The following is a 20,309-nucleotide window of genomic DNA, read 5'->3' on the forward strand; positions in this document are numbered from 1 at the left end:
AATCCTCTTTCGAAACCACATCTGTATCTCGGTGCGCTGTGATCCATTTGTTCAGCGTCGACATCCCGACACCCAAATCATCAGCCACCTGCTTACGCGTTAGCCCACTGGTCAGCGCGATACGCACCGCATCCTGGCGGAATTCGTCCGTCCGTTTCAATCCCATAGTCAGTCTCCTTTGTTGCAGTAAATGCTATCAAAGGAGCGGCATCAAACCGCGACAGGTCCAGTTTGGGTCCGACAAACCGCGTGCAGAGCAGCATCATGGTGAAACCAACTGCCTAACCTTTAGTCACTTTCGCATCCTTGATGTGAGAACCCGTTGCAATTGCGGGCAACTTATCGCCTTATCAGGGACGGAACCAACAAGAGCAAAGACCGTGAGCACCTCTCCTCCCCCAGTCATCCAGATCGACGGACTCCATAAAGCCTATGGCGGTATGGAGGTGCTCAAGGGTGTCAGTCTACGCGCAGAGCGTGGGCAGGTGATTTCGCTCATCGGATCATCGGGATCGGGCAAATCGACCCTGCTGCGCTGTTGCAATCTGCTCGAAGACAGCCAACAGGGCGAGATCCTGTTCAAAGGCGAACCTGTGACCTGGAAGGGGCATGGCCATGATCGCCGCCCCTCGGACGCCAAACAGGTCCTGCGCATCCGCACCAACCTGAGCATGGTGTTTCAACAATTCAACCTTTGGGCGCATATGACAATTTTACAAAACGTCATAGAAGCGCCTTTGACGGTGCTGCGACGGGACCGGGACGAGGTCGACGACGCCGCGCGCGCTTATCTGGACAAGGTCGGGATCGGCGACAAATGCAATGTCTATCCGGCGCAGTTATCCGGCGGACAACAGCAACGCGCCGCGATCGCCCGCGCGCTGTGCATGGAGCCCGAAGCCTTGCTGTTTGACGAGCCGACCTCGGCGCTTGATCCCGAGTTGGAGCAAGAAGTCGTCAAGGTGATCAAGGATTTGGCCACCGAAGGCCGGACCATGATCATCGTCACCCACGACATGAAGTTGGCCGCAGATGTGTCCGACCATGTCATTTTCCTGCATCAGGGATTGATCGAAGAAGAAGGTCCGCCAGAAACCCTATTCAATGCGCCAAAATCCGAAAGGTTGCGCGGCTTTCTATCGGCCACCCTTGCCACTTAAACCATAACACGCACCAGTAAACGGGAGTATGACCCATGAAAACGATCCTTCTTTCCACCGCCGTATTGGCGTTTAGCGCAACCTTTGCCTTGGCCGAAAGCCACGCACAAACCGTTCGTTTGGGCACCGAGGGGGCCTACCCTCCCTATAACTTTCTCAACGATGACGGCGAGGTCGATGGCTATGAGCGCGAGATCGGTGATGAGCTTTGCAAACGTGCCGAACTGACCTGTGAGTGGGTTACAAATGAATGGGACAGCATCATCCCGAACCTCACTTCGGGCAATTATGACGCCATCATCGCGGGCATGTCGATCACCGCAGAACGCGAAGAGGTGATTGACTTTACGCAAAATTACATCCCGCCCGCCTCGTCTTCCTATGCCGCGCTCTCCGAAGATGCCGACATCACCGGCGGCGTGATTGCCGCCCAAACCGGCACGATCCAAGCAGGCCATGTGGCGCAATCAGGTGCAACCTTGCTGGAGTTTGCCACCTATGATGACACCATCGCAGCGGTAACCTCGGGCGAAGCGGACGCCGTTTTCGCCGACAAGGATGCGCTTATCCCGACGGTCGAAGCGTCAAGTGGCGAGATGGTGTTCACGGGCGAGGACGTGCAATTGGGCGGCGGCATCGGCATCGGCCTGCGCAAAAGCGATACCGAATTGAAAGACAAATTTGATGCCGCCATCACCTCGATGAAAGCCGATGGCACGATCAACGCCGCCATCGTCAAATGGTTCGGCCCCGACGCGGTCGTGTATGAGTAAGAGAGATCGGGGTGGGGTGACCGGCCCACCCTATTATCATGCGCCTGATCGTGTGTCCCACCCCGCTGCAATTGCTCCGTAATGTTTGAATATTGCGTTGATCCGCCCTCGCTTGAGGGGCTGGCATGGCTCAGCTGTTATTTGACCACGGGCAAACATATGGCCTTTTATTCGGCCTTCGGCACGGTGTTGTTGTTGTTGGCGATTACGGCACCTGCGGCTTTGGCTTTTGGCTTTGGCGGCGCTATGGCGGCACGGACGCGGATTGCGCCGCTGCGCTGGCTCGGGAAGGGGTATATTGCCGTGGTGCGCGGCGTGCCAGATATCGCGTTCTTTCTGTTCTTCGTCATCGCCCTGGATCAGGGGCTGGAATATCTGCGCCACAAGGTCAAATGCCCGGATTGGCAGGAACCGATCCGCCAAGGCAGCGATTTCATCGTCTGCCAAGCCGCCAAAATCCCCTTGGGCAATAGCCCGCAATGGGTGCATGAGGTATACGGGTTTTCCTTGGCGGTGCTCACATTTGCGATTGTGTTTGGCGCCTTTGCGGCCAACGTTCTTTATGGCGCGATGCGCGCCGTGCCGCGCGGCCAGATCGAGACCGCAGAAGCCTATGGCATGACCCCGCGCCAGACCTTTTGGCGCATCACCGTGCCGCAAATGTGGGTGTTCGCCCTGCCCGGCTTGTCCAACCTTTGGATGGTCCTGATCAAAGCCACGCCGCTTTTGTTTCTTCTGGGCGTCGAAGACATTGTCTATTGGGCCCGCGATCTGGGCAGCGCCAAGACGCCGCGATTTACCGAATATCCCCATGGCGATTGGCGGATCTATTATTTTCTCGTGCTCTTGGTGTTCTACCTCGCCTTCACACGGGTCTCCGAAGTGGTGCTTGACCGGCTTATGGCGCGGCTCACTCGCGGGCAGGCCACCACCGCCGGCGAAGCGCAAAGGAAAACCGCATGAGTTGCCTGCAAACCATTCAGGATTACGGATTGCGCGCGCTGGGCTATGGCGAACGCTTGCTGCCACGGGACGGTTTTACCCTCTGCGAACAGGTGACCTTGATCGGGTCGGGCATGATCTGGAATATCTATTTCGGGGTGTTTGCCTTGGCTTTCGGTTTTTTATTGGCAACGGCCTTGGGTCTCGGCAAAGCCAGTCAAAACCGTTTTGTGCGTAAATCGGCGTCTTGGTTCATTTTCCTGTTTCGTGGCTCGCCGCTGTTTATCCAATTCTTCTTTGGCTACTTCTTGTTCCTGTCGCTGAAACAATATGCGCCGTTGTTCGACAACTTTTCTGCGGCTTGGCTTGGCGCGCTGATTGTACTGTTCCTCAACACCGCCGCCTACACCGGCGAGATTTTCTATGGCGCGCTGCAATCCATTCCCAAGGGCGATGTCGAGGCCGCAGATGCCTACGGTCTCACCGGGTGGAGCCGGTTCCGGCGGGTGATCTGGCCGACCATGCTACGGCTGGCGTGGCCTGCCTATACCAACGAGGCGATCTTTTTGTTTCACGCCACCACCTTGGTATTTTTTAGCGGCTTTCCCGCACGGCAACAGCGCGGCGATGCGCTCTATTACGCCAGCTATTTTGCCGATAAAACCTTTAACCCCTTTATCCCCTACCCGATCCTTGCCGGCTATTTCATTTTGCTGACGCTGGTGATCATCACTATTTTCGGCGCGGTGAACCGACACCTGAACCGCCACCTTCCGCGCACAGACACCCCAAAAATGCGGCTGCGGTTTAACCTGATCCGCTAAGCCGATGAGAGCATCCTGCGCGCCATCTTGGTCGTGCCGATTAAGGTGCGTGTAAAAACCTGCCAAATTCCATTGTATACAACGGCACACATTGACTATCGCGCCCGTCCCATTTAATCGGAAGCCAATGGCGCGGCGTTGGGGCGGATTCCCCGCTTTCGACCTCCCGCGCGGGCCCGTTTTGCCGTTTCAGCGGCGCGGAGCACAGACCTGCGGAGATTGACACCAGATGGCCAAGACCGAAACCCCCGACATCATTTACACCACCGTTGACGAGGCCCCCGAATTGGCCAGCGCCTCTTTGCTGCCGATCATCCGCGCCTTTGCCGGCGCCGCCGATATCAGCGTCGAAACCCGCGACATTTCGGTCGCCGCGCGTATCCTGTCGGCCTTTCCCGATGTCCTGACCGAAGATCAACGCGTGTCGGACGATTTGGCGGAACTCGGCCAATTGGTTAAAACTCCTGAGGCCAACGTGATCAAATTGCCGAACGTGTCGGCATCGGTGCCGCAACTTGTGGCGGCAATCAAGGAATTGCAAAGCCAAGGCTTCGCCCTGCCCGACTACCCCGAGGATCCCCAAACCGACGCGGAAAAAGATGTGCGCAAGCGCTATGACGCGATCAAAGGGTCTGCGGTAAATCCGGTCCTACGCGAAGGCAATTCGGATCGCCGCGCCGCCAAAGCGGTCAAATCCTACGCCATGCAGAACCCGCATTCCATGGGCGATTGGTCCGCAGACAGCAAAACCCATGTTGCTTCGATGGATGGCAATGACTTTTTCGCCAATGAGACTTCGGCGACCATCACCGCCGCACAGGCCGGCGGCGCGAAGATCACCTTTACCGGCTCAGACGGCAGCGAAACGGTTCTCAAAGACGGGCTGTCCTATGCCGAGGGCGAGGTTGTCGATGCAACCTTCCTCAGCGCCACCGCCCTGCGCGATTTCGTCAAAGCCGAAGTCGCCTCGATGGAACCGGGCGTGCTCTTCTCGGTGCACCTCAAAGCCACGATGATGAAAGTGTCCGACCCGATCATTTTCGGCCATTTTGTCTCGGTCTACCTCGAAGACTTTCTGGCCAAACATGGCAGCGCGGTTGAAGCTCTGGGATGGAACCCGAATGCCGGTATCGGGGATCTGGAAGCGCGGATTGCCGATAATGCCGAATTGAAGGCCGATCTGGCCGCTGCATTGGCCGACAAGCCACCGCTCTATATGGTCAATTCCGACAACGGCATCACCAATCTGCACGTGCCCTCCGATGTGATCATCGACGCCTCGATGCCGGCCGTGATCCGCGCCGGCGGTATCGGTTGGGGTCCGGATGGCAAGGCCGCCGACACCAAATGCTGTATCCCCGACAATTGCTATGCGACCGTCTATGACGAGACGATCAATTACTTCAAAGAAAATGGCAAATTGGACGTGACCACATGTGGTGCCGTGTCCAACGTCGGCCTTATGGCGCAAAAAGCCGAAGAATACGGATCGCACCCCACGACCTTTGAAGCGCCTGCAAAGGGCGTGATCCGCATCGTTTTGGACAACGGCGAGGTTCTGCATGCGCATGAGGTCGAAACCGGTGATATCTGGCGTTCGGCCACGGCGAAAAAAGCCCCTATTCTGGATTGGATCAAACTGGGGATTGAACGCACCAAAGCCACCGGAAAAGCCGCCTTTTGGCTGGATGCAAACCGTGCCCACGACGCGGAGATCATCAAATATGTAACGCCTGCTTTGAAAGCGGCAGGCATCGACATCCCGATCATGGCCCCACGCGAAGCCACCCGTTTCACCCTCGACGTGATGACCAAGGGCGAAGATTGCGTGACCATCACCGGCAACGTGTTGCGCGACTATCTCACCGATCTTTTCCCGATTTTGGAATTGGGCACATCGGCGAAAATGTTGTCGATCGTGAAATTGATGAATGGTGGCGGATTGTTTGAAACGGGCGCGGGCGGCTCGGCCCCCAAGCACGTTCAACAGTTGATGGAGCAAAACCACCTGCGTTGGGACAGCCTCGGCGAATTCTGCGCGCTTGGCGAAAGCTTCAAATTCCTCGCCGAATCCAAGGGCAAAAAGGCCGCCGAGATTTTGGGCACCGCGATCGAAGATGCGACGCAGAAGGTGTTGGAAAACGGCAATAGTCCCGAACGCAAAGTCGGGCAGAACGACAACCGGACATCGCATTACTGGTTTGCGCGTTACTGGGCCGAAAGTCTGGCCGCACAGGGCGAAGATGCTGCCTTGGCGGCGCATTTCGCACCGATTGCCGAGAAACTCGCCGCAGGCGAATCCACGATTTTGGCAGAACTCCAAGGCGCCGAAGGCAATGCCGTGGACCTCGGCGGCTACTACCACGGTGATCCGGCCAAGACCGCAGCCGTGATGCGCCCCTCGGCGACGCTGAATGCCATCATCGGCTAAGCACCCGGCCTTATGAATTGAACCGGCGCGTTGCTTTTGGCAGCGCGCCGTTTTTTGTGGCAGATGATGCGGCCAACGCATGCGCCGACACCGGCGCGTTTGGCGACAAAGTATCTAGCATTTCAAACGAATGTGGCATCGCAGCGGGAACCACATCGCCAATATGGCGTTGATCGCGCGATGGTCCGCAAAACATGAAATGAGAATGGTGGGTGATGAGAGGCTCGAACTCCCGACATCTTCGGTGTAAACGAAGCGCTCTACCAACTGAGCTAATCACCCGTGAGGGGGCGTTTAGCGCAAAAGAAGACAGGGGCGCAAGAGGCAAGATGACAAAAAAACGTATCATTGTTTTTTCCGATCTAGATGGCACGCTTTTGGATCATGAAACCTATGATTGGTCCCCTGCGCGCCCTGCGCTTGAGGTTATGAAAAAACAGGGCATTCCCTTGATCCTCGCCTCGTCCAAGACGGCAGCAGAGATCGCGCCGCTGCGGGCGGCCATGGGGTTTGATGCCTGCCCTGCCATCGTTGAAAATGGCGCGGGGTTGCTCGAATCGGGGGCCGCGCCGGATGCGGCTGGCGAGTATGTGAAATTGCGCGCCGCTTTGGATGCCCTGCCCGCCGCCCTGCGCGCGCCTTTCACCGGATTTGGCGATCTCGACGTGGCCGAGGTCGCCGCATTGACCGGACTGCCTCAATCGAATGCAGCCCTTGCCAAGGCGCGCGGTTTTTCCGAACCGGGCGTTTGGAACACCGACATGGCCAAGGCGCACGGCGTAACAGAGGCGGATTTTTTCGCCGCGCTGGCCGATATGGGCATTCGGGCGCGTATGGGGGGGCGGTATTTGACCTTGAGCTTTGGCGCTACCAAAGCCGACCGTATGGCGCAGATCGCAGCACAGTATGGCGCCGATACGATGATTGCCCTTGGCGATGCGCCCAATGACAGCGAGATGCTTGCCGCTGCCGACATCGCCGTGGTGATCAGCAACCCGCATGGCGCACCTCTCCCTGACTTGCCTAAAAATGAGGCACGTCGCACGATAATCAGCCAAAAGGCAGGGCCAAGCGGTTGGAACGCCGTGATGTTAGGGCTAACCTCTGAGCAAGACGAGCAGTAAATACGATCCAAAAGGAGCCCCCCGCGTGGCTGATTTTCACCAGAACGGTAATATCGCAACCCTGCACAACCTGCGCACCCGCAGCGCGGATGAATTGACGCATGAGCTGCAAACCTTTGCAACGACGCGGAAAATCTCGCTCATCCTGCCCTCGCTTTTTTCCGAGCTTGAAGGCGATGCCTTGCCCAATATCTTGAACGAGCTGGCGCAGGTGCCCTATTTGCACCGCATCATCATCGGGCTCGACCGTGCCGACGAAGCGCAATACCGCCATGCACGGCAATTTTTCTCGGTTCTGCCGCAAGAGCATGTGGTGATCTGGAATGACAGCCCGCGAATGAAGGCGATTGATGCGCGTTTGACCGAATTGGGCCTTGCCCCCAAGGAGCCGGGCAAAGGTAAAAACGTGTGGACCTCGCTTGGCTATCTGATGGCGCAACAAGACAGCGCCGTGGCGGCCATTCATGATTGCGATATCTTGACCTATGACCGCGATATGTTGGCGCGGCTGATCTATCCGGTGGTTAACCCCGCCTTCCCCTACCAAGTCGCCAAAGGGTATTATCCTCGCATTGGCGAGGGCAAGATCAACGGGCGGGTTAGCCGGCTTTTGGTCTCGCCGCTTCTGATCGCGCTCAAACGGGTGATCGGGGACCGCGATTATCTCGATTTCCTGCGAAGCTTCCGCTACCCGCTGTCCGGCGAATTTGCCATGCGCACCGGCATCCTGCCCGATCTGCGCATCCCGTCCGATTGGGGTTTGGAGATCGGAGTATTGTCCGAAGCATGGCGCAATCTGGCCCCCAAATCCGTGTGTCAGGTCGAAATTTCCGATGCCTATGACCACAAACATCAGGTCCTGTCGCCCGAGGATGCCTCCAAAGGGTTGTCGCGCATGTCGATCGACATTTGCAAAGCGATCTACCGCAAACTGGCCGCCGATGGCACGGTGTTCACCGAAGAGATTTTCCGCACGCTCAAGGCGACCTATTACCGTTCGGCCCTCGATCTTCTGGATTGCTATTACAACGATGCGAAAATGAACGGGCTTAGCGTTGACCGCCATAGCGAAGAGAAAACCATCGAACTCTTCGCCAATAACATCATCGAGGCCGGACATGTGTTTTTGGAATTCCCCTCGGACACGCCGTTTATCCCGACGTGGAACCGCGTCCATGCCGCCGATCAATCCCTGATGTCCGATATCATCGACGCCGTTGATGCAGATATTGCGGAATTCGGTTAGGGGTTAATCCCCGACGCGGTGATGATCCACCCGCGAATGGAGGGTGCAATCGGCCCCCGTGCCCAACATTTGCGCCATCGCCTGCGGCAAACTCACATTGACCGTGGACAGCTGTCTTAAGTCGATCTCGCTGTCCACATGCAGGTTATGCGTAAACGACATGCGCAGTGCGCCCATCGGCGTGGGCCGGTTTTGTGTTTGCTGGGCACGCCAATGGTTTTCGGCCACGCGCACCCATGTGAAATCGCCGGGAATGGCCGATCCGTCAAAGACATCCGGAAATTCAATCCGGCGCGGCGCATAGCCCATATCGCTTGGGGCACTGGCGGCCATCTCCGGTGGGCATCCGCTATGACCGGTCAACTGCGCCCCACCTTGCCACAGCCCCGTCAGCGGGCGGATATCGGCCTGCGCGGCGGTGGTTTGGACCGTGGCGCCGATGATTGCGGCAATGAAAATTCTGTTTCGCATGAGATACCCCAAAGTGACCCAAGGGCACCCTACCCTAGCCGCGATTGCTGATCCAGCGACATTGATAGGGCGCAAATTCGATTTCTTGCGCGGCAGGGTCAATCACTTCGCCGCTCAGCAAATCCGTCCAAACCGCGCCTTCGATCAGGTTCATTTGCATGGGCGAAAGGCGCAGATGATCGGCGCTGACGTTATGCAGGGCAAATATGGATTGTCGCCGGTCGATGCTTTGCCGCCAGAGGCCAAAGATCCGGTCGTCAAGTTGCAAGGTGAATTGCGTCGCATTGGGATGAAACGCCGCCTGCGCCCCCCGAATACCGATACGGCGGCGCATTTCCGACAGAACCCGCGCTGTGCGGCTGTTTGCATTGGCCAATTCCGCCTGAAGCGCCGGATAATCCAACCGCGCACGGTTGATCGCGCGATTCTGGCCGGTCTTTTCCACCCCCTCGATGTCATTGGACGTGCCAAGCAGCGCGTGAATGTAAAACGCCGGAATCCCTTCAAGCGCCATAACAAGGCTCTGACTGGCGATGAACCGGTCGAATTGATGCTCGTCCTCGCCCGCGAAGGTCCCCTTCATCGCCTCATACCAGGTGATGTTCAACTCATAGGCCGACTGCCCCCCGCCGGGCAGCGCGCGCATCGACACGTTGCCGCCGAATTGCTGCACTGCATCAATCACTTGCAGAGTTTCGTCAGGCGTTAACTTGCCCTCGGCGGGCCGCATCCCGATGCCATCATGCGAGGCGGTGAAATTGAGATAAGCACATCCCATTTGCGCCGGTGGCATCGCGCCTTGCCAGCGTAAAAGGTGCTCGGCTGATCCCGACAACATGGCATGTAAAACCAACGGCGGCAGAGTGAAATTATACACCGCATGCGCCTCTTCACCGCGCCCGAAATAGGACAGGTTCTCGGCATTCGGCACATTGGTTTCAGTGAGCAATATCACCGGTTCGGTGGCGTAATCCGCCAAAAGCCGCATCAATTTCACGATCGCATGGGTTTGCGGCAGATGGATGCAACTGGTGCCGACCTGTTTCCACAAAAACGCCACCGCATCCAATCGGATGATCCGCACGCCTTGGTCGATATGCAATCGCATCACCCGCAAAAATTCGAGCAATACCTCGGGGTTCGAGAAATCGAGATCAACCTGATCATGGCTAAAGGTGCACCAAACATGGCGCGGGCCATTGGCGGTTTCCACCTCGCGCAGCAGGGGTTGCGTGCGCGGGCGCACCACTTGGCTCAGGTCATCGGCGGGATCGGCTTCGAAGAAGAATTTATCATATGGTTCATGGCCTTGCAGGTATTCATTAAACCAAACTGATTGCGACGACACGTGGTTCAACACCAAATCGGACATCAGCAGAAATTCCGATCCGATGCGCGCGATATCCTCCCAGTCGCCCAGCATCGGATTGACCGCACGGTAATCCGTCACGGCAAATCCGTCATCAGAGGTATAGGGAAAGAACGGTAGAATATGCACGCCGTTGACGACACCCGCGAGATGTTCATGTAGAAAATCACGCAGCAAATCGAGCGGTTTATGCACACCATCAACGATGGTATTGCCATAGGTAATCACCATCGCGTCGGCTTCGGACCATTGCCCGTTGCCAGCGGCACGGCGGCGTTTGCGGCGGTGACGTTCTTCGGGCCAAAAGGCTTCGACCACCTGCGAGACGAGGATCGCGCTGTCCACCTGCGGATAGATCTGCCCGACAAGCTGCGCCAACCGTGCCGCGAAACCGGATGCTTGTTCTGTCGCGCCGCACATGTGTTGCTCCCTGCCTGACCTATCCCTTTGATTTCAAATCATAGCATCAGGTTCAACCCTGCAACGCGCAGAGCCGCCTAATATTGCACCAATGCCTGTTATTTACGCAGTCCGAACACCCGTGACCCGCAAAATGAAAACAGTTTGAGACGGCACGGCCGCCAACAGCGTGCAGTGCAAGTCGCAAGACGAGCAAGATGTTTCAAGCCGGATAAAATGGTGGGTGATAAGAGATTTGAACTCCTGACATCTTCGATGTGAACGAAGCGCTCTACCACTGAGCTAATCACCCATTGGCGGGCTATTTAGCCGCCCGCGCGGGCCATGGCAAGCCCTTAGTCATCACTATCATCAATGACGTTACCGCGCCGCTTGCCGCCCAGACTTTGCCGCACACGGCCGATGATCACCTTGCCGTTTCCGGTGTCCTTGATGCGGTTGATCTTGAATTTGCCAAAGGGTTGCAGCTCCAATTCACGCCCTTCGCCCAAAGCCTCACCCATCACCGCCATCATGGCTTCGACCACGGGTTTTGCATCTTTCTTCTTGATGCCGGAACGGGTTACGACCGCTTCGAGCAGCTCCTTTTTTTGCAAGGGTGCAAGGGCCACATTCGGCGCCGCATCGGTGACCAAAACCGGTTTGGGCATCGCGGCGTCTGGCGTATCGGGGCGCAAAACACCGGTGGTGGACATCCCCGCCAACGCCGGATTTTGTTGCGGGGCGGCGGCGGGAGTGCTGGCAGCCGCTGTCTTTTTCATCGGTGTTTTGGATGTTTTGGACGCGGTGGTTTTCTTTGCCGGAGTACGTTTAGGCGAGCTGGGGACCTTGGCCATCGGAATGTCTCTTTCGCTTGGGGTCGCGGGGATTGCTGTTACGCTACAGCTTAGCGTCAATAATTTTCCCAAACCAGTGCAGAGTTGACCCAACACCACATATGCGCATATTGGAGCGCATCTAACCTATATATACAGGGATATTCTATATGCGCCGTTTTCTTGCCGCCACCGTAATTGTCACTGCCTTCACTGCCCCCCTTGCCCATGCCGGCACCCTTTCGGACCCGGTTATGGAAACCGAGATCGTGGCCACAGACGCCGCGACAAGCTCGGTTGATCCGCAAGTGTTCTTGGTGATGCTCACCGCCTTGGTGGCAATTGCAGCCACAAATTAATCCTGACGCGCCTGCCGCGCGCAGAATTTTGATCTCTTCACCGACAAAAGGCGCACCCGATGGGATGCGCCTTTCTTGTTTTATAACAGTGGGTTTGCACTGAACATTAATGCATAAATCAGCGATGCGGCACCACGCCGCGCCGCCGATCATGCTGGATCAATGTGCGGTGGCTTGCGGCCCCTCTTTGGTTGCCAATGCAGCCGCAGCAGCGGCCTCTTCGGCCTCCTCATCCCATTCCACGGGTTCGGGCCGTCGCACCAAAGCATGCTCCAAGACTTCCGACACATGTTTAACCGGAATGAGCTCCAGCCCCTCTTTCACATTGTCCGGAATATCCGCCAGATCTTTGACATTCTCATCGGGGATCAACACGGTTTTGATCCCGCCCCGAAGTGCCGCGAGCAGTTTTTCCTTGAGGCCGCCGATCGCCAAAGCATTGCCGCGCAGGGTCACCTCGCCGGTCATGGCGATATCCTTGCGCACTGGAATACCGGTCAAAACCGAAACGATCGAGGTCACCATTGCAAGGCCGGCGCTTGGCCCGTCTTTGGGGGTCGCGCCTTCGGGCACGTGAACGTGGATATCCCATTTCTCGAACTTTGGCGGCTTTACCCCGATTTGTGGGCTGATCGAACGCACGTAGGAACTCGCCGCGTCGATGCTTTCTTTCATCACATCGCCGAGCTTACCGGTGGTTTTCATCCGCCCCTTACCCGGCAAGCGAAGCGCTTCGATTTGCAACAAATCGCCCCCCGCAGAGGTATAGGCAAGACCGGTGACAACGCCGACCTGATCCTCGGTTTCGGCAAGTCCGTAGCGGAATTTCTTCACCCCGAGATAGTCGTCGAGGTTCTCTTCCGTGACAGATACGGTTTTGACCTCGCCTTTGACGATCTGGGTCACGGCTTTACGGGCCAGTTTCGCCAATTCGCGCTCAAGGTTACGCACGCCCGCCTCGCGGGTGTAGCGGCGGATCATCTCGTTGAGCGCACCATCGGTGACCTCGAACTCGCCCTTCTTCAGGCCATGGTTCTTGATCTGTTTGTCGAGCAAGTGCTGCCGCGCGATTTCACGTTTTTCGTCCTCGGTATAACCGGCCAGAGGGATGATCTCCATCCGGTCCAACAAAGGCCCAGGCATGTTATAGCTGTTCGAGGTGGTCAGGAACATCACGTTCGACAGGTCGTATTCGACCTCCAAATAGTGATCCACAAAAGTAGAGTTCTGTTCCGGATCAAGCACTTCGAGCATGGCCGACGCCGGGTCACCACGGAAATCCTGACCCATCTTGTCGATCTCGTCGAGCAGGATCAGCGGATTGGTGGTCTTGGCTTTTTTCAACGCCTGAATGATCTTGCCGGGCATCGATCCGATATAGGTCCGGCGGTGGCCGCGGATTTCACTTTCATCACGCACGCCGCCAAGCGAGATGCGGATAAACTCGCGCCCCGTGGCTTTGGCAACCGATTTCCCAAGCGAGGTTTTGCCCACACCCGGAGGGCCGACAAGGCACATGATCGGGCCTTTCAGCTTTTGGCTGCGCTGCTGCACCGCAAGATATTCGACGATGCGCTCTTTCACCTTATCAAGACCATAGTGATCAGCATCGAGCACCTCTTGCGCCTTGCTCAGGTCCTTTTTGGTGCGCGATTTAACGCCCCATGGGATCGCCAACATCCAATCGAGATAATTGCGCACGACGGTGGCTTCGGCGCTCATCGGGCTCATGTTCTTGAGCTTTTTGATCTCCGCATCGGCTTTTTCGCGTGCTTCTTTGCTCAGCTTGGTGGCCGCGACGCGCGCCTCCAATTCGGCGACCTCGTTCTGCCCGTCTTCGCCGTCACCCAATTCTTTCTGAATGGCCTTCATTTGCTCATTCAGGTAATATTCGCGCTGGGTGCGCTCCATTTGCGATTTGACGCGGGTTTTGATTTTCTTCTCGACTTGAAGCACAGACATTTCGCCCTGCATCAATCCGTAAACCTGCTCCAGCCGCTCGGATACGGTGAGACTTTCAAGCAGAGCCTGCTTCTGCTCGACCTCAATGCCGAGGTGCCCCGCAACCAAATCGGCCAACTTTTCCGGCTCCGTGCTGGCTTCGACGGCTGACAGCGCCTCTTCGGGGATGTTCTTTTTGACCTTGGCATAGCGTTCGAATTCATTGGCAACCGTGCGCACCAAAGCTTCGATCGTTTCGGGATCGCCCATTTCTTCGGTCAGGTATTCGGCCTTGGCTTCGAAGAAATCATCGTTTTCGATATAATCAGTGATGCGCACACGGGCCTGACCTTCGACCAGAACCTTGACCGTGCCATCGGGCAATTTCAACAATTGCAGCACATTGGCCAAAACGCCGACATCGTAAATACCCTCTGCGTCGGGATCATCGACACCGGGGTCGATTTGGCTCGACAGCAGGATTTGCTTATCATCCGCCATCACCTCTTCGAGCGCACGCACAGATTTCTCGCGGCCGACAAAAAGCGGCACGATCATATGCGGAAACACGACAATGTCGCGCAACGGCAGGACGGGATAGGATGAATTGAGAGACTCTTGCATGCTCATTCCTTCGTTATGGGCAGATGATCCAAAGGTCCCGATTGCGGCAACCTCGTCATCTCCTCTGTTCGCTCTTTGTATTTGGGGCGCGGCCTGTCGGGTTTCAACCGCCCTACCCCAAATCCGGCTTGGCTCCAGAATGCCTTTGCGCGCCGAGGGGTGCAAGCCGTGAAATCGGAGTAATCCTATGGATTGCGTTGACCACGGGTTAAGGAGTGCGACTGCGCCCTGACAGATGCTGCCCTGTCATGAAAAGATAAGCGACCTAACGACAAACATGAAAAAAGCGGCACATCTCAGTGCCGCTTTCCAGTTTTTTAGGCAATCGCGTCAGCGATTACGATTTTTTGCGGCGCTTCATCATGCCAAAGCCAGCCACGCCAAGTGCCAAGAGGGGCAAGGACGCAGGCAGCGGCACGGCAGGTGCACTGTCAAGACGGGCATAGAAGCCAGCGGGTGCGCCACCAGCAGCATCGCCGGTGATGATGATAGTGTAGGTGCCCGCCGTCAGGAGCGTTTCAAAGCTCGCGTAGGCGGACGAGTTCCAGTAGACATCGATCGCAGCATCGCCGAAGGAAGACGCCATCGCATCGCCCGAGCTATTGCCGATCAAGCCGAGGCCGGAGTCGAAAGCAGAGAGGCTATCGCCAACCAGAAAAGCGTCTGTCACGCGGAAGTATGCGTCGCTTGTCAAAGTGAAGCTATAGGGCGACTCCGCCGAAGGTGCATCGGGGTCGGTTTCGTAATCGATGGAATCGTATTCCCAACCCGCATCAAGGGTCAGTGCGGCGGCAGGGCTCACAGCAAGAAGCGCTGCGACGGCCGTGGCACCGAGAAGTGAAAAAGCTTGTTTCATATATCTATCTCCAATGTCTGGTCACTGGCTGTAAGTTAACCCACGGTTAACCTAACCTCCACAACAAAATGTGCCGGAAATGTGGCGGCTGCTACAAAATTATGCATACGGGAGCTAAATGCGCCCCAAAAGCGGCACATTGTCGCCAAATTGGAACCAATATTATGTCACTCGTTTGACCACAGATTCTAAATTCGCATGCTGCGCGTATGATTCGGGCGTGAAACACACGGCGGTGCCAATACGTCACATCCCGTAAAAACGGCCGCCCTTGGGGCCGCCGGGCGGCGACCAACAAGACGCTAACAAGATCAAGATGCTAACACGATAACGTCTTGCCGCGATTCTATGGCTCTACCGGCGCTGGCGGCGACGCAAAACGCACATGCTGCCCAGCCCTAGAGCCAGCAATGGCAAGCTGGCGGGCAAAGGCACATTGGGGACAGGATCGACCGGGAGAGGCGTCACCATAAACCGTGTCACATTTCCATATAGCGGGCCGGCGTATCCATCGGTCAGGCTGCTGATGGAATAGGCGCGCGAATATTCTTGTCCGGTATCGCCTGCGATATTGTAATAGACATCCGGCCCGCCGGGCATCCCGCGCACCCGGACAATATCGACCAGAAGATCGCCCTGTGACGGATCATAAACATAGCTTCCGGAAAATCCGAAATAGCTGTCGGCCAATACCGATCCCGTGAAGCCGCGCAATTCGAACCGGGCCTCTTGTGCGCCGATATTCTCATCCAGTTGCGCGCTCAAAGCGTTGACGCCATTGCTGACCACGCTGAACCGCGCCTCATACTGCGCCTCGCGCCCCCAATACCCGGCACTCGAACTGAGAAAGTCGATACTGTCGATGGTCACGGGGCCGGAGAAAATGTCAGAGGTATAGACCTGTTGGTAGCGCAAAACGCAGGCGAACGTGCAATCGCCCGCCGTCATATGCCCCGATCCGTCTGCGATGACAGTGGCCGCGGCGGCAGTCGTGCCATGCCCCGCAGCGGTCGCCGCCGCCAAAGCCAGTGTCAGAGCAGGAAAGCGCAGGAAGCGTGGGAGCATGATGAGCCTCATTTCGTTCAATTCGAGCCGCGTTTTGGCAACGGCCCGTCGGGTTTAAAACAAACAAGGTTAAGAATGTTATAATGGGGTCAGTATCCCCCCTTCGTTCACAACAGATATCCCATTCCACCCTGCGGTGGCGCGCCGCGTCTTGCGGTCTGCGGCTTCGGCACTGTGATTTGGCTAGCCAGCAGCCTTGACTTGAGGTAGTCTGCTCCTGCCAATTTTCGGCATGCAATATATTCAACGCTTATTATAAAAAGGGGATAACTATGCGTATCCGTTCTATTTTTCTCACAACCACCACGGCTGCCGTGCTTTGCGCCGGTTCGGTCTCTGCGGCCACCATCACCAACCTTGTCGGGGATATCGACGGGTTTGGCGGACAAACTGCGGCGGGCGCGGTTGGCGCCGAGACCGGTTTCGGTTTTAACAACACCACGGGCAGCGATCCGTCCTTCACCGACGCTTGGCTCTACGAGCAAGACGGCGGCGCGGGCGGCTCTCCTGTGGATTACACCCATAGCTATGCGTTGACCGGAACGGCGCTATCCGCCACGCTCAGCCTCATGGAAAGCGGCATGTCCGATGGGCGCGGCCCATGGGAAGTGCGGTTCAATGGCAATCTTCTGGGTGAAATCGCCGACGGCGACGTAAGCACCAGCACGCTGCACAGCTTTGGCGTCGATGTATCGTGGCTGACAGGAAGCGATGTAATCAGCCTGATTTATCTCGACACAAGTTCCGAAGGCTATGCCATCGACTATAGCATGCTCAGCATTGAAACCGCGCCTGCGGTGCCTCTGCCGGCAGCAGGGTTTTTGATGATCGGAGCGCTGGGTGCGCTCGGATTTGCGCGCAAGCGCCGTTAAACCTTGCAGAGCCTTTACACGATCGAAAGCGGCGCCCCTTGTGGCGCCGTTTTTTTTGACGCGCGCGCCTAAATCGGGTCGATGTCCCCCATCGCACGCGTGGCGTGAAATTCGGCTTCCCATGCGCCAAAGGCGTCGATCTCGATTGCGTCGCGCATGCCCTGCATGATCTCTTGGAAGTAATGCAGGTTATGCCATGTCAAAAGCATACCGGAAATCATTTCCTGCGCACGGAAGACGTGGTGCAGATAGGCGCGGCTGTAGTGGCTACAGGCGGGGCATGTGCAATTTTCGTCAATCGGGCGCGGATCGTCTTGGTGGCGGGCGTTTTTAATGTTGAGAACCCCGCGGCGGGTGAAAACCTGCCCCGTGCGGCCGGAACGGGAAGGCAGCACGCAATCCATCATATCGACGCCGCGTTTGACCGCGCCCACGATGTCGTCGGGTTTGCCGACGCCCATCAAATAGCGCGGCTTATCGGCGGGCAGCATATCAGGCGCATAATCAAGCACGCCGAACATCGCCTCTTGTCCCTCGCCCACGGCCAAACCGCCCATCGCATAGCCGTCAAAGCCGATCTCGCGCAGGGCCTCGGCGCTTTCGGCGCGCAAATCCTGTGTCACGCCGCCCTGTTGAATGCCAAACAACGCATGCCCCGGACGGTCGCCAAAGGCGTCTTTGGAACGCTGCGCCCACCGCATCGACATTTGCATCGATTTGGCCACTTCGGCGTCGGTGGCCGGCAAGGCAGGGCATTCGTCGAAACACATCACGATATCAGAGCCAAGCAGGCGTTGGATTTCCATCGAACGTTCCGGCGTCAACTCATGCTTTGACCCGTCGATATGCGATTTGAACGTCACGCCCTTTTCGGTGAGCTTGCGCAATCCGGCGAGGCTCATCACTTGAAACCCACCGCTGTCGGTCAGGATCGGGCGATCCCAATTCATGAATTTATGCAAGCCGCCCAACCGGTCGATGCGTTCCGCCGTGGGGCGCAACATCAAATGATAGGTATTGCCCAAAAGGATATCCGCCCCCGTCGCGCGCACATTCTCGGGCAGCATTGCCTTGACGGTGGCCGCCGTGCCGACGGGCATAAACGCGGGCGTGCGAATATCGCCGCGCGGGGTCGAGATCACGCCGCGCCGGGCTTTGCCGCTTGTGTTCAAGAGGGAAAATTGGAATTTCTGCGAGGTGGTGCGCTCTGTCATATCGTTCCCTGCTCTGCCCGTCTGTGTCCGCTGATCATGCGCGCTGATACCAAAGCCGCATGACTTTGACCATCTGGGAAACTCGACCGCGTCGCCAAATTGATCGGCAGGTGACTTGGTAGGGCCGTGGCTCCGCATCGCCCCCCCCGTCAACAGCAGGGCCGTATATAGAGGGCTGCGCATCCCGTTGGCCCGCCCCAAAACGGCAGATCGCCGCAGATGAAACGCCGACACAAATGGGCCACGGTTGCCCTATCTCATACGCGCAGCAGTAGTTGGCGGCTTGAAATCCCGAACAATACCGCGTGTTGTCTTCTTGTGCCTGCTGATACTGGCCCCATATGTATACAATAGCATACATTTATTTGAGGACTACACATGACCGAAGACCTTCTGCTCTCGCTTCTGGCCAGCAATTTCATTTGGCTGCTGCTGGCCGCATTGATCATCATCACCATTGTCAAAAGCGTCTTTATCGTTCCGCAAGCGCAGAAATTCGTGGTTGAACGCTTTGGCCGGCTGCATTCGGTATTGGGGCCGGGGATCAATTTGATCGTGCCGTTCCTCGATAAAATCGCCCACCGCGTGTCGATCCTGGAACGGCAATTGCCGACCTCGGGCCAAGACGCGATCACCCTTGATAACGTGTCGGTTCAAGTCGAAACCTCGGTGTTTTACCGCATTATCGAGCCGGAAAAGACCGTCTACCGGATCCGCGATATCGACGCGGCAATCTCGACGACCGTGACAGGGATCGTGCGGTCAGAGATTGGCAAAATGGAATTGGATCAGGTGCAATCGAACCGCTCCACCCTGACCGCGACAATCAAGGAACAGCTTTTCGCCGTGGTCGATGATTGGGGGATCGAAGTGACCCGCGCCGAGCTTTTGGATGTGAACCTTGACCAAGCCACGCGGTCGGCCATGTTGCAACAGCTCAACGCCGAACGCGCCCGCCGCGCACAGGTCACCGAGGCCGAAGGCAAGAAACGTTCGGTCGAATTGTCGGCGGATGCGGAATTATACGCCGCCGAACAGATCGCCAAAGCCCGCCGCATCCAAGCCGACGCCGAAGCCTATGCCACCGGCGTTGTGGCGCAGGCGATTGCGGAAAACGGTATTGAGGCCGCGCAATATCAAGTCGCGCTCAAACAGGTTGAGGCGCTTAATGCGCTGGGCGCGGGTGCGGGCAAACAAACCATCCTTGTGCCTTCGGCGGCGCTCGAAGCTTTTGGTGATGCGTTCAAAATGCTCAAAGGCGGTCAGTGATGATGGAATTGACAGAGGCCTTTTGGGCCAATTGGTTGGTGTGGATGGCGGCGGCGCTCATCCTCGGTATTCTTGAGGTCATGGTGCCGGGATCCATCTTTCTCGGCTTCGCCATTGGCGCGGCGCTGACGGGGCTTGTGCTGCTCTTGCTCGGCCTGATCCCTGCGGCCCTCACCGCCCCCGTCATCGCGGTGCTTTTCGCCGCGCTGTCCTTTGCCGCATGGGTTGGCCTCCGCCAACGCTTTCGCATGAAGGGCCGCGACGTAAAGCGGATTGATGATGATATTAATGATTGAAGAGATCAGCAGCGGATTGGTCCTTTATCCGCCGCCATAATGGGCAGGGGGATGTCTACCCTGATCGTCTATGTTACGGTCAAGACGCATATAAATTCAAAAGGCGCGATCGCGGAGCGTCAAAAACGGCGGGAGACGATTGCGCCCCATGTGCTCTTGGCCCTCACAGATGCTGAAACCCAAAACGATGCCCTGTAGAGACGGACAATAAACGCAACTGTCCTCGCCGCCTCTGGAC

At 57.0% G+C, this 20,309-nt stretch carries 19 protein-coding genes and 2 tRNA genes; 11 read left to right on the forward strand and 10 right to left on the reverse strand.

Going from position 1 to position 20,309, the window contains the following annotated elements; translation table 11 throughout:
- Positions 1-166, reverse strand: a 166-nt coding sequence (locus DI396_RS00005) for a transposase (protein WP_162617109.1), incomplete at its 3' end; no start/stop codon positions are given.
- Between the two features lie 274 nt (positions 167-440).
- Here DI396_RS00005 and DI396_RS00010 point away from each other — a divergent pair.
- From DI396_RS00010 to DI396_RS00030, 5 genes are all read left to right on the forward strand, one after another.
- Positions 441-1,160 carry an ABC transporter ATP-binding protein gene (locus DI396_RS00010; RefSeq protein WP_110794143.1) on the forward strand — a complete coding sequence of 240 codons (720 nt, stop codon included), beginning with the start codon at positions 441-443 and terminating at the stop codon, positions 1,158-1,160.
- Positions 1,161-1,195: 35 nt separating this feature from the next.
- Complete coding sequence (locus tag DI396_RS00015; protein ID WP_110794144.1) at positions 1,196-1,933, forward strand: transporter substrate-binding domain-containing protein; 738 nt, start codon at positions 1,196-1,198, stop codon at positions 1,931-1,933.
- Between the two features lie 81 nt (positions 1,934-2,014).
- Entirely contained in the window at positions 2,015-2,896 is an 882-nt protein-coding gene (locus DI396_RS00020) for an ABC transporter permease (protein WP_110794145.1), read from the forward strand.
- On the forward strand, positions 2,893-3,699 hold the full coding sequence (locus DI396_RS00025; RefSeq protein WP_110794146.1) for an ABC transporter permease: 807 nt from the start codon (positions 2,893-2,895) through the stop codon (positions 3,697-3,699). The genes DI396_RS00020 and DI396_RS00025 overlap by 4 nt, the downstream gene beginning before the upstream one ends.
- Before the next feature lie 229 nt (positions 3,700-3,928).
- The gene (locus DI396_RS00030; RefSeq protein WP_110794147.1) at positions 3,929-6,130 is read left to right on the forward strand and encodes an NADP-dependent isocitrate dehydrogenase; all 2,202 of its coding nucleotides are present in this window, start codon (positions 3,929-3,931) and stop codon (positions 6,128-6,130) included.
- A 206-nt stretch (positions 6,131-6,336) separates the two neighbouring features.
- Here the strand turns inward: DI396_RS00030 and DI396_RS00040 are convergent.
- Positions 6,337-6,412, reverse strand: a tRNA-Val gene (locus DI396_RS00040).
- A gap of 47 nt (positions 6,413-6,459) precedes the next feature.
- Between DI396_RS00040 and DI396_RS00045 the strand changes: the two genes are divergently transcribed.
- Both DI396_RS00045 and DI396_RS00050 read left to right on the forward strand, forming a co-directional pair.
- Positions 6,460-7,254, forward strand: a complete 795-nt coding sequence (locus tag DI396_RS00045; RefSeq protein ID WP_110794149.1) for an HAD-IIB family hydrolase — start codon at positions 6,460-6,462, stop codon at positions 7,252-7,254.
- 25 nt (positions 7,255-7,279) lie between these two features.
- Positions 7,280-8,500 carry a glycosyltransferase family protein gene (locus DI396_RS00050; protein WP_110794150.1) on the forward strand — a complete coding sequence of 407 codons (1,221 nt, stop codon included), beginning with the start codon at positions 7,280-7,282 and terminating at the stop codon, positions 8,498-8,500.
- Between the two features lie 3 nt (positions 8,501-8,503).
- Here DI396_RS00050 and DI396_RS00055 read toward each other — a convergent pair whose 3' ends face one another.
- The 4 genes from DI396_RS00055 to DI396_RS16645 all read right to left on the reverse strand — a co-directional run bounded on the left by DI396_RS00055 (position 8,504) and on the right by DI396_RS16645 (position 11,596).
- Positions 8,504-8,971: a hypothetical protein gene (locus DI396_RS00055; RefSeq protein ID WP_110794151.1), complete on the reverse strand. Its 468-nt coding sequence runs from the start codon at positions 8,969-8,971 to the stop codon at positions 8,504-8,506.
- 34 nt (positions 8,972-9,005) lie between these two features.
- Positions 9,006-10,760 carry a sugar phosphorylase gene (locus tag DI396_RS00060; RefSeq protein ID WP_110794152.1) on the reverse strand — a complete coding sequence of 585 codons (1,755 nt, stop codon included), beginning with the start codon at positions 10,758-10,760 and terminating at the stop codon, positions 9,006-9,008.
- Between the two features lie 217 nt (positions 10,761-10,977).
- Positions 10,978-11,052 (reverse strand) — tRNA-Val (locus DI396_RS00065).
- Positions 11,053-11,095: 43 nt separating this feature from the next.
- Positions 11,096-11,596, reverse strand: a complete 501-nt coding sequence (locus DI396_RS16645; RefSeq protein ID WP_235851683.1) for an HU family DNA-binding protein — start codon at positions 11,594-11,596, stop codon at positions 11,096-11,098.
- A gap of 149 nt (positions 11,597-11,745) precedes the next feature.
- On the opposite strand from DI396_RS16645, the gene DI396_RS00075 reads away from it, so the two are divergent.
- Entirely contained in the window at positions 11,746-11,934 is a 189-nt protein-coding gene (locus DI396_RS00075) for a hypothetical protein (RefSeq protein ID WP_110794153.1), read from the forward strand.
- A gap of 159 nt (positions 11,935-12,093) precedes the next feature.
- Here DI396_RS00075 and lon read toward each other — a convergent pair whose 3' ends face one another.
- The 3 genes from lon to DI396_RS00090 form a co-directional block, all read right to left on the reverse strand.
- Positions 12,094-14,499 (reverse strand): endopeptidase La, encoded by a 2,406-nt coding sequence (gene lon, locus DI396_RS00080; RefSeq protein ID WP_110794769.1) that lies wholly within the window; start codon positions 14,497-14,499, stop codon positions 12,094-12,096.
- Between the two features lie 337 nt (positions 14,500-14,836).
- A complete protein-coding gene (locus DI396_RS00085) occupies positions 14,837-15,355 on the reverse strand; it encodes a VPLPA-CTERM sorting domain-containing protein (protein WP_110794154.1) in 519 nt (172 codons plus the stop codon).
- Between the two features lie 354 nt (positions 15,356-15,709).
- Positions 15,710-16,420 carry a VPLPA-CTERM sorting domain-containing protein gene (locus tag DI396_RS00090; RefSeq protein ID WP_162617110.1) on the reverse strand — a complete coding sequence of 237 codons (711 nt, stop codon included), beginning with the start codon at positions 16,418-16,420 and terminating at the stop codon, positions 15,710-15,712.
- 272 nt (positions 16,421-16,692) lie between these two features.
- Here DI396_RS00090 and DI396_RS00095 point away from each other — a divergent pair, with 272 nt between their 5' ends.
- Positions 16,693-17,292: a VPLPA-CTERM sorting domain-containing protein gene (locus DI396_RS00095; RefSeq protein WP_110794156.1), complete on the forward strand. Its 600-nt coding sequence runs from the start codon at positions 16,693-16,695 to the stop codon at positions 17,290-17,292.
- A 68-nt stretch (positions 17,293-17,360) separates the two neighbouring features.
- Here DI396_RS00095 and tgt read toward each other — a convergent pair whose 3' ends face one another.
- Positions 17,361-18,506 carry a tRNA guanosine(34) transglycosylase Tgt gene (tgt, locus tag DI396_RS00100; protein ID WP_110794157.1) on the reverse strand — a complete coding sequence of 382 codons (1,146 nt, stop codon included), beginning with the start codon at positions 18,504-18,506 and terminating at the stop codon, positions 17,361-17,363.
- A gap of 378 nt (positions 18,507-18,884) precedes the next feature.
- On the opposite strand from tgt, the gene DI396_RS00105 reads away from it, so the two are divergent.
- The gene (locus DI396_RS00105) at positions 18,885-19,775 is read left to right on the forward strand and encodes an SPFH domain-containing protein (RefSeq protein WP_110794158.1); all 891 of its coding nucleotides are present in this window, start codon (positions 18,885-18,887) and stop codon (positions 19,773-19,775) included.
- Positions 19,775-20,071: an NfeD family protein gene (locus tag DI396_RS00110; protein WP_328588313.1), complete on the forward strand. Its 297-nt coding sequence runs from the start codon at positions 19,775-19,777 to the stop codon at positions 20,069-20,071. Before DI396_RS00105 ends, DI396_RS00110 begins: the two co-directional genes overlap by 1 nt.
- Positions 20,072-20,309 lie beyond the last annotated feature (238 nt).

The organism is Litorivita pollutaquae (assembly GCF_003205515.1).
GTDB classification, from domain to species: Bacteria; Pseudomonadota; Alphaproteobacteria; order Rhodobacterales; family Rhodobacteraceae; genus Litorivita; species Litorivita pollutaquae.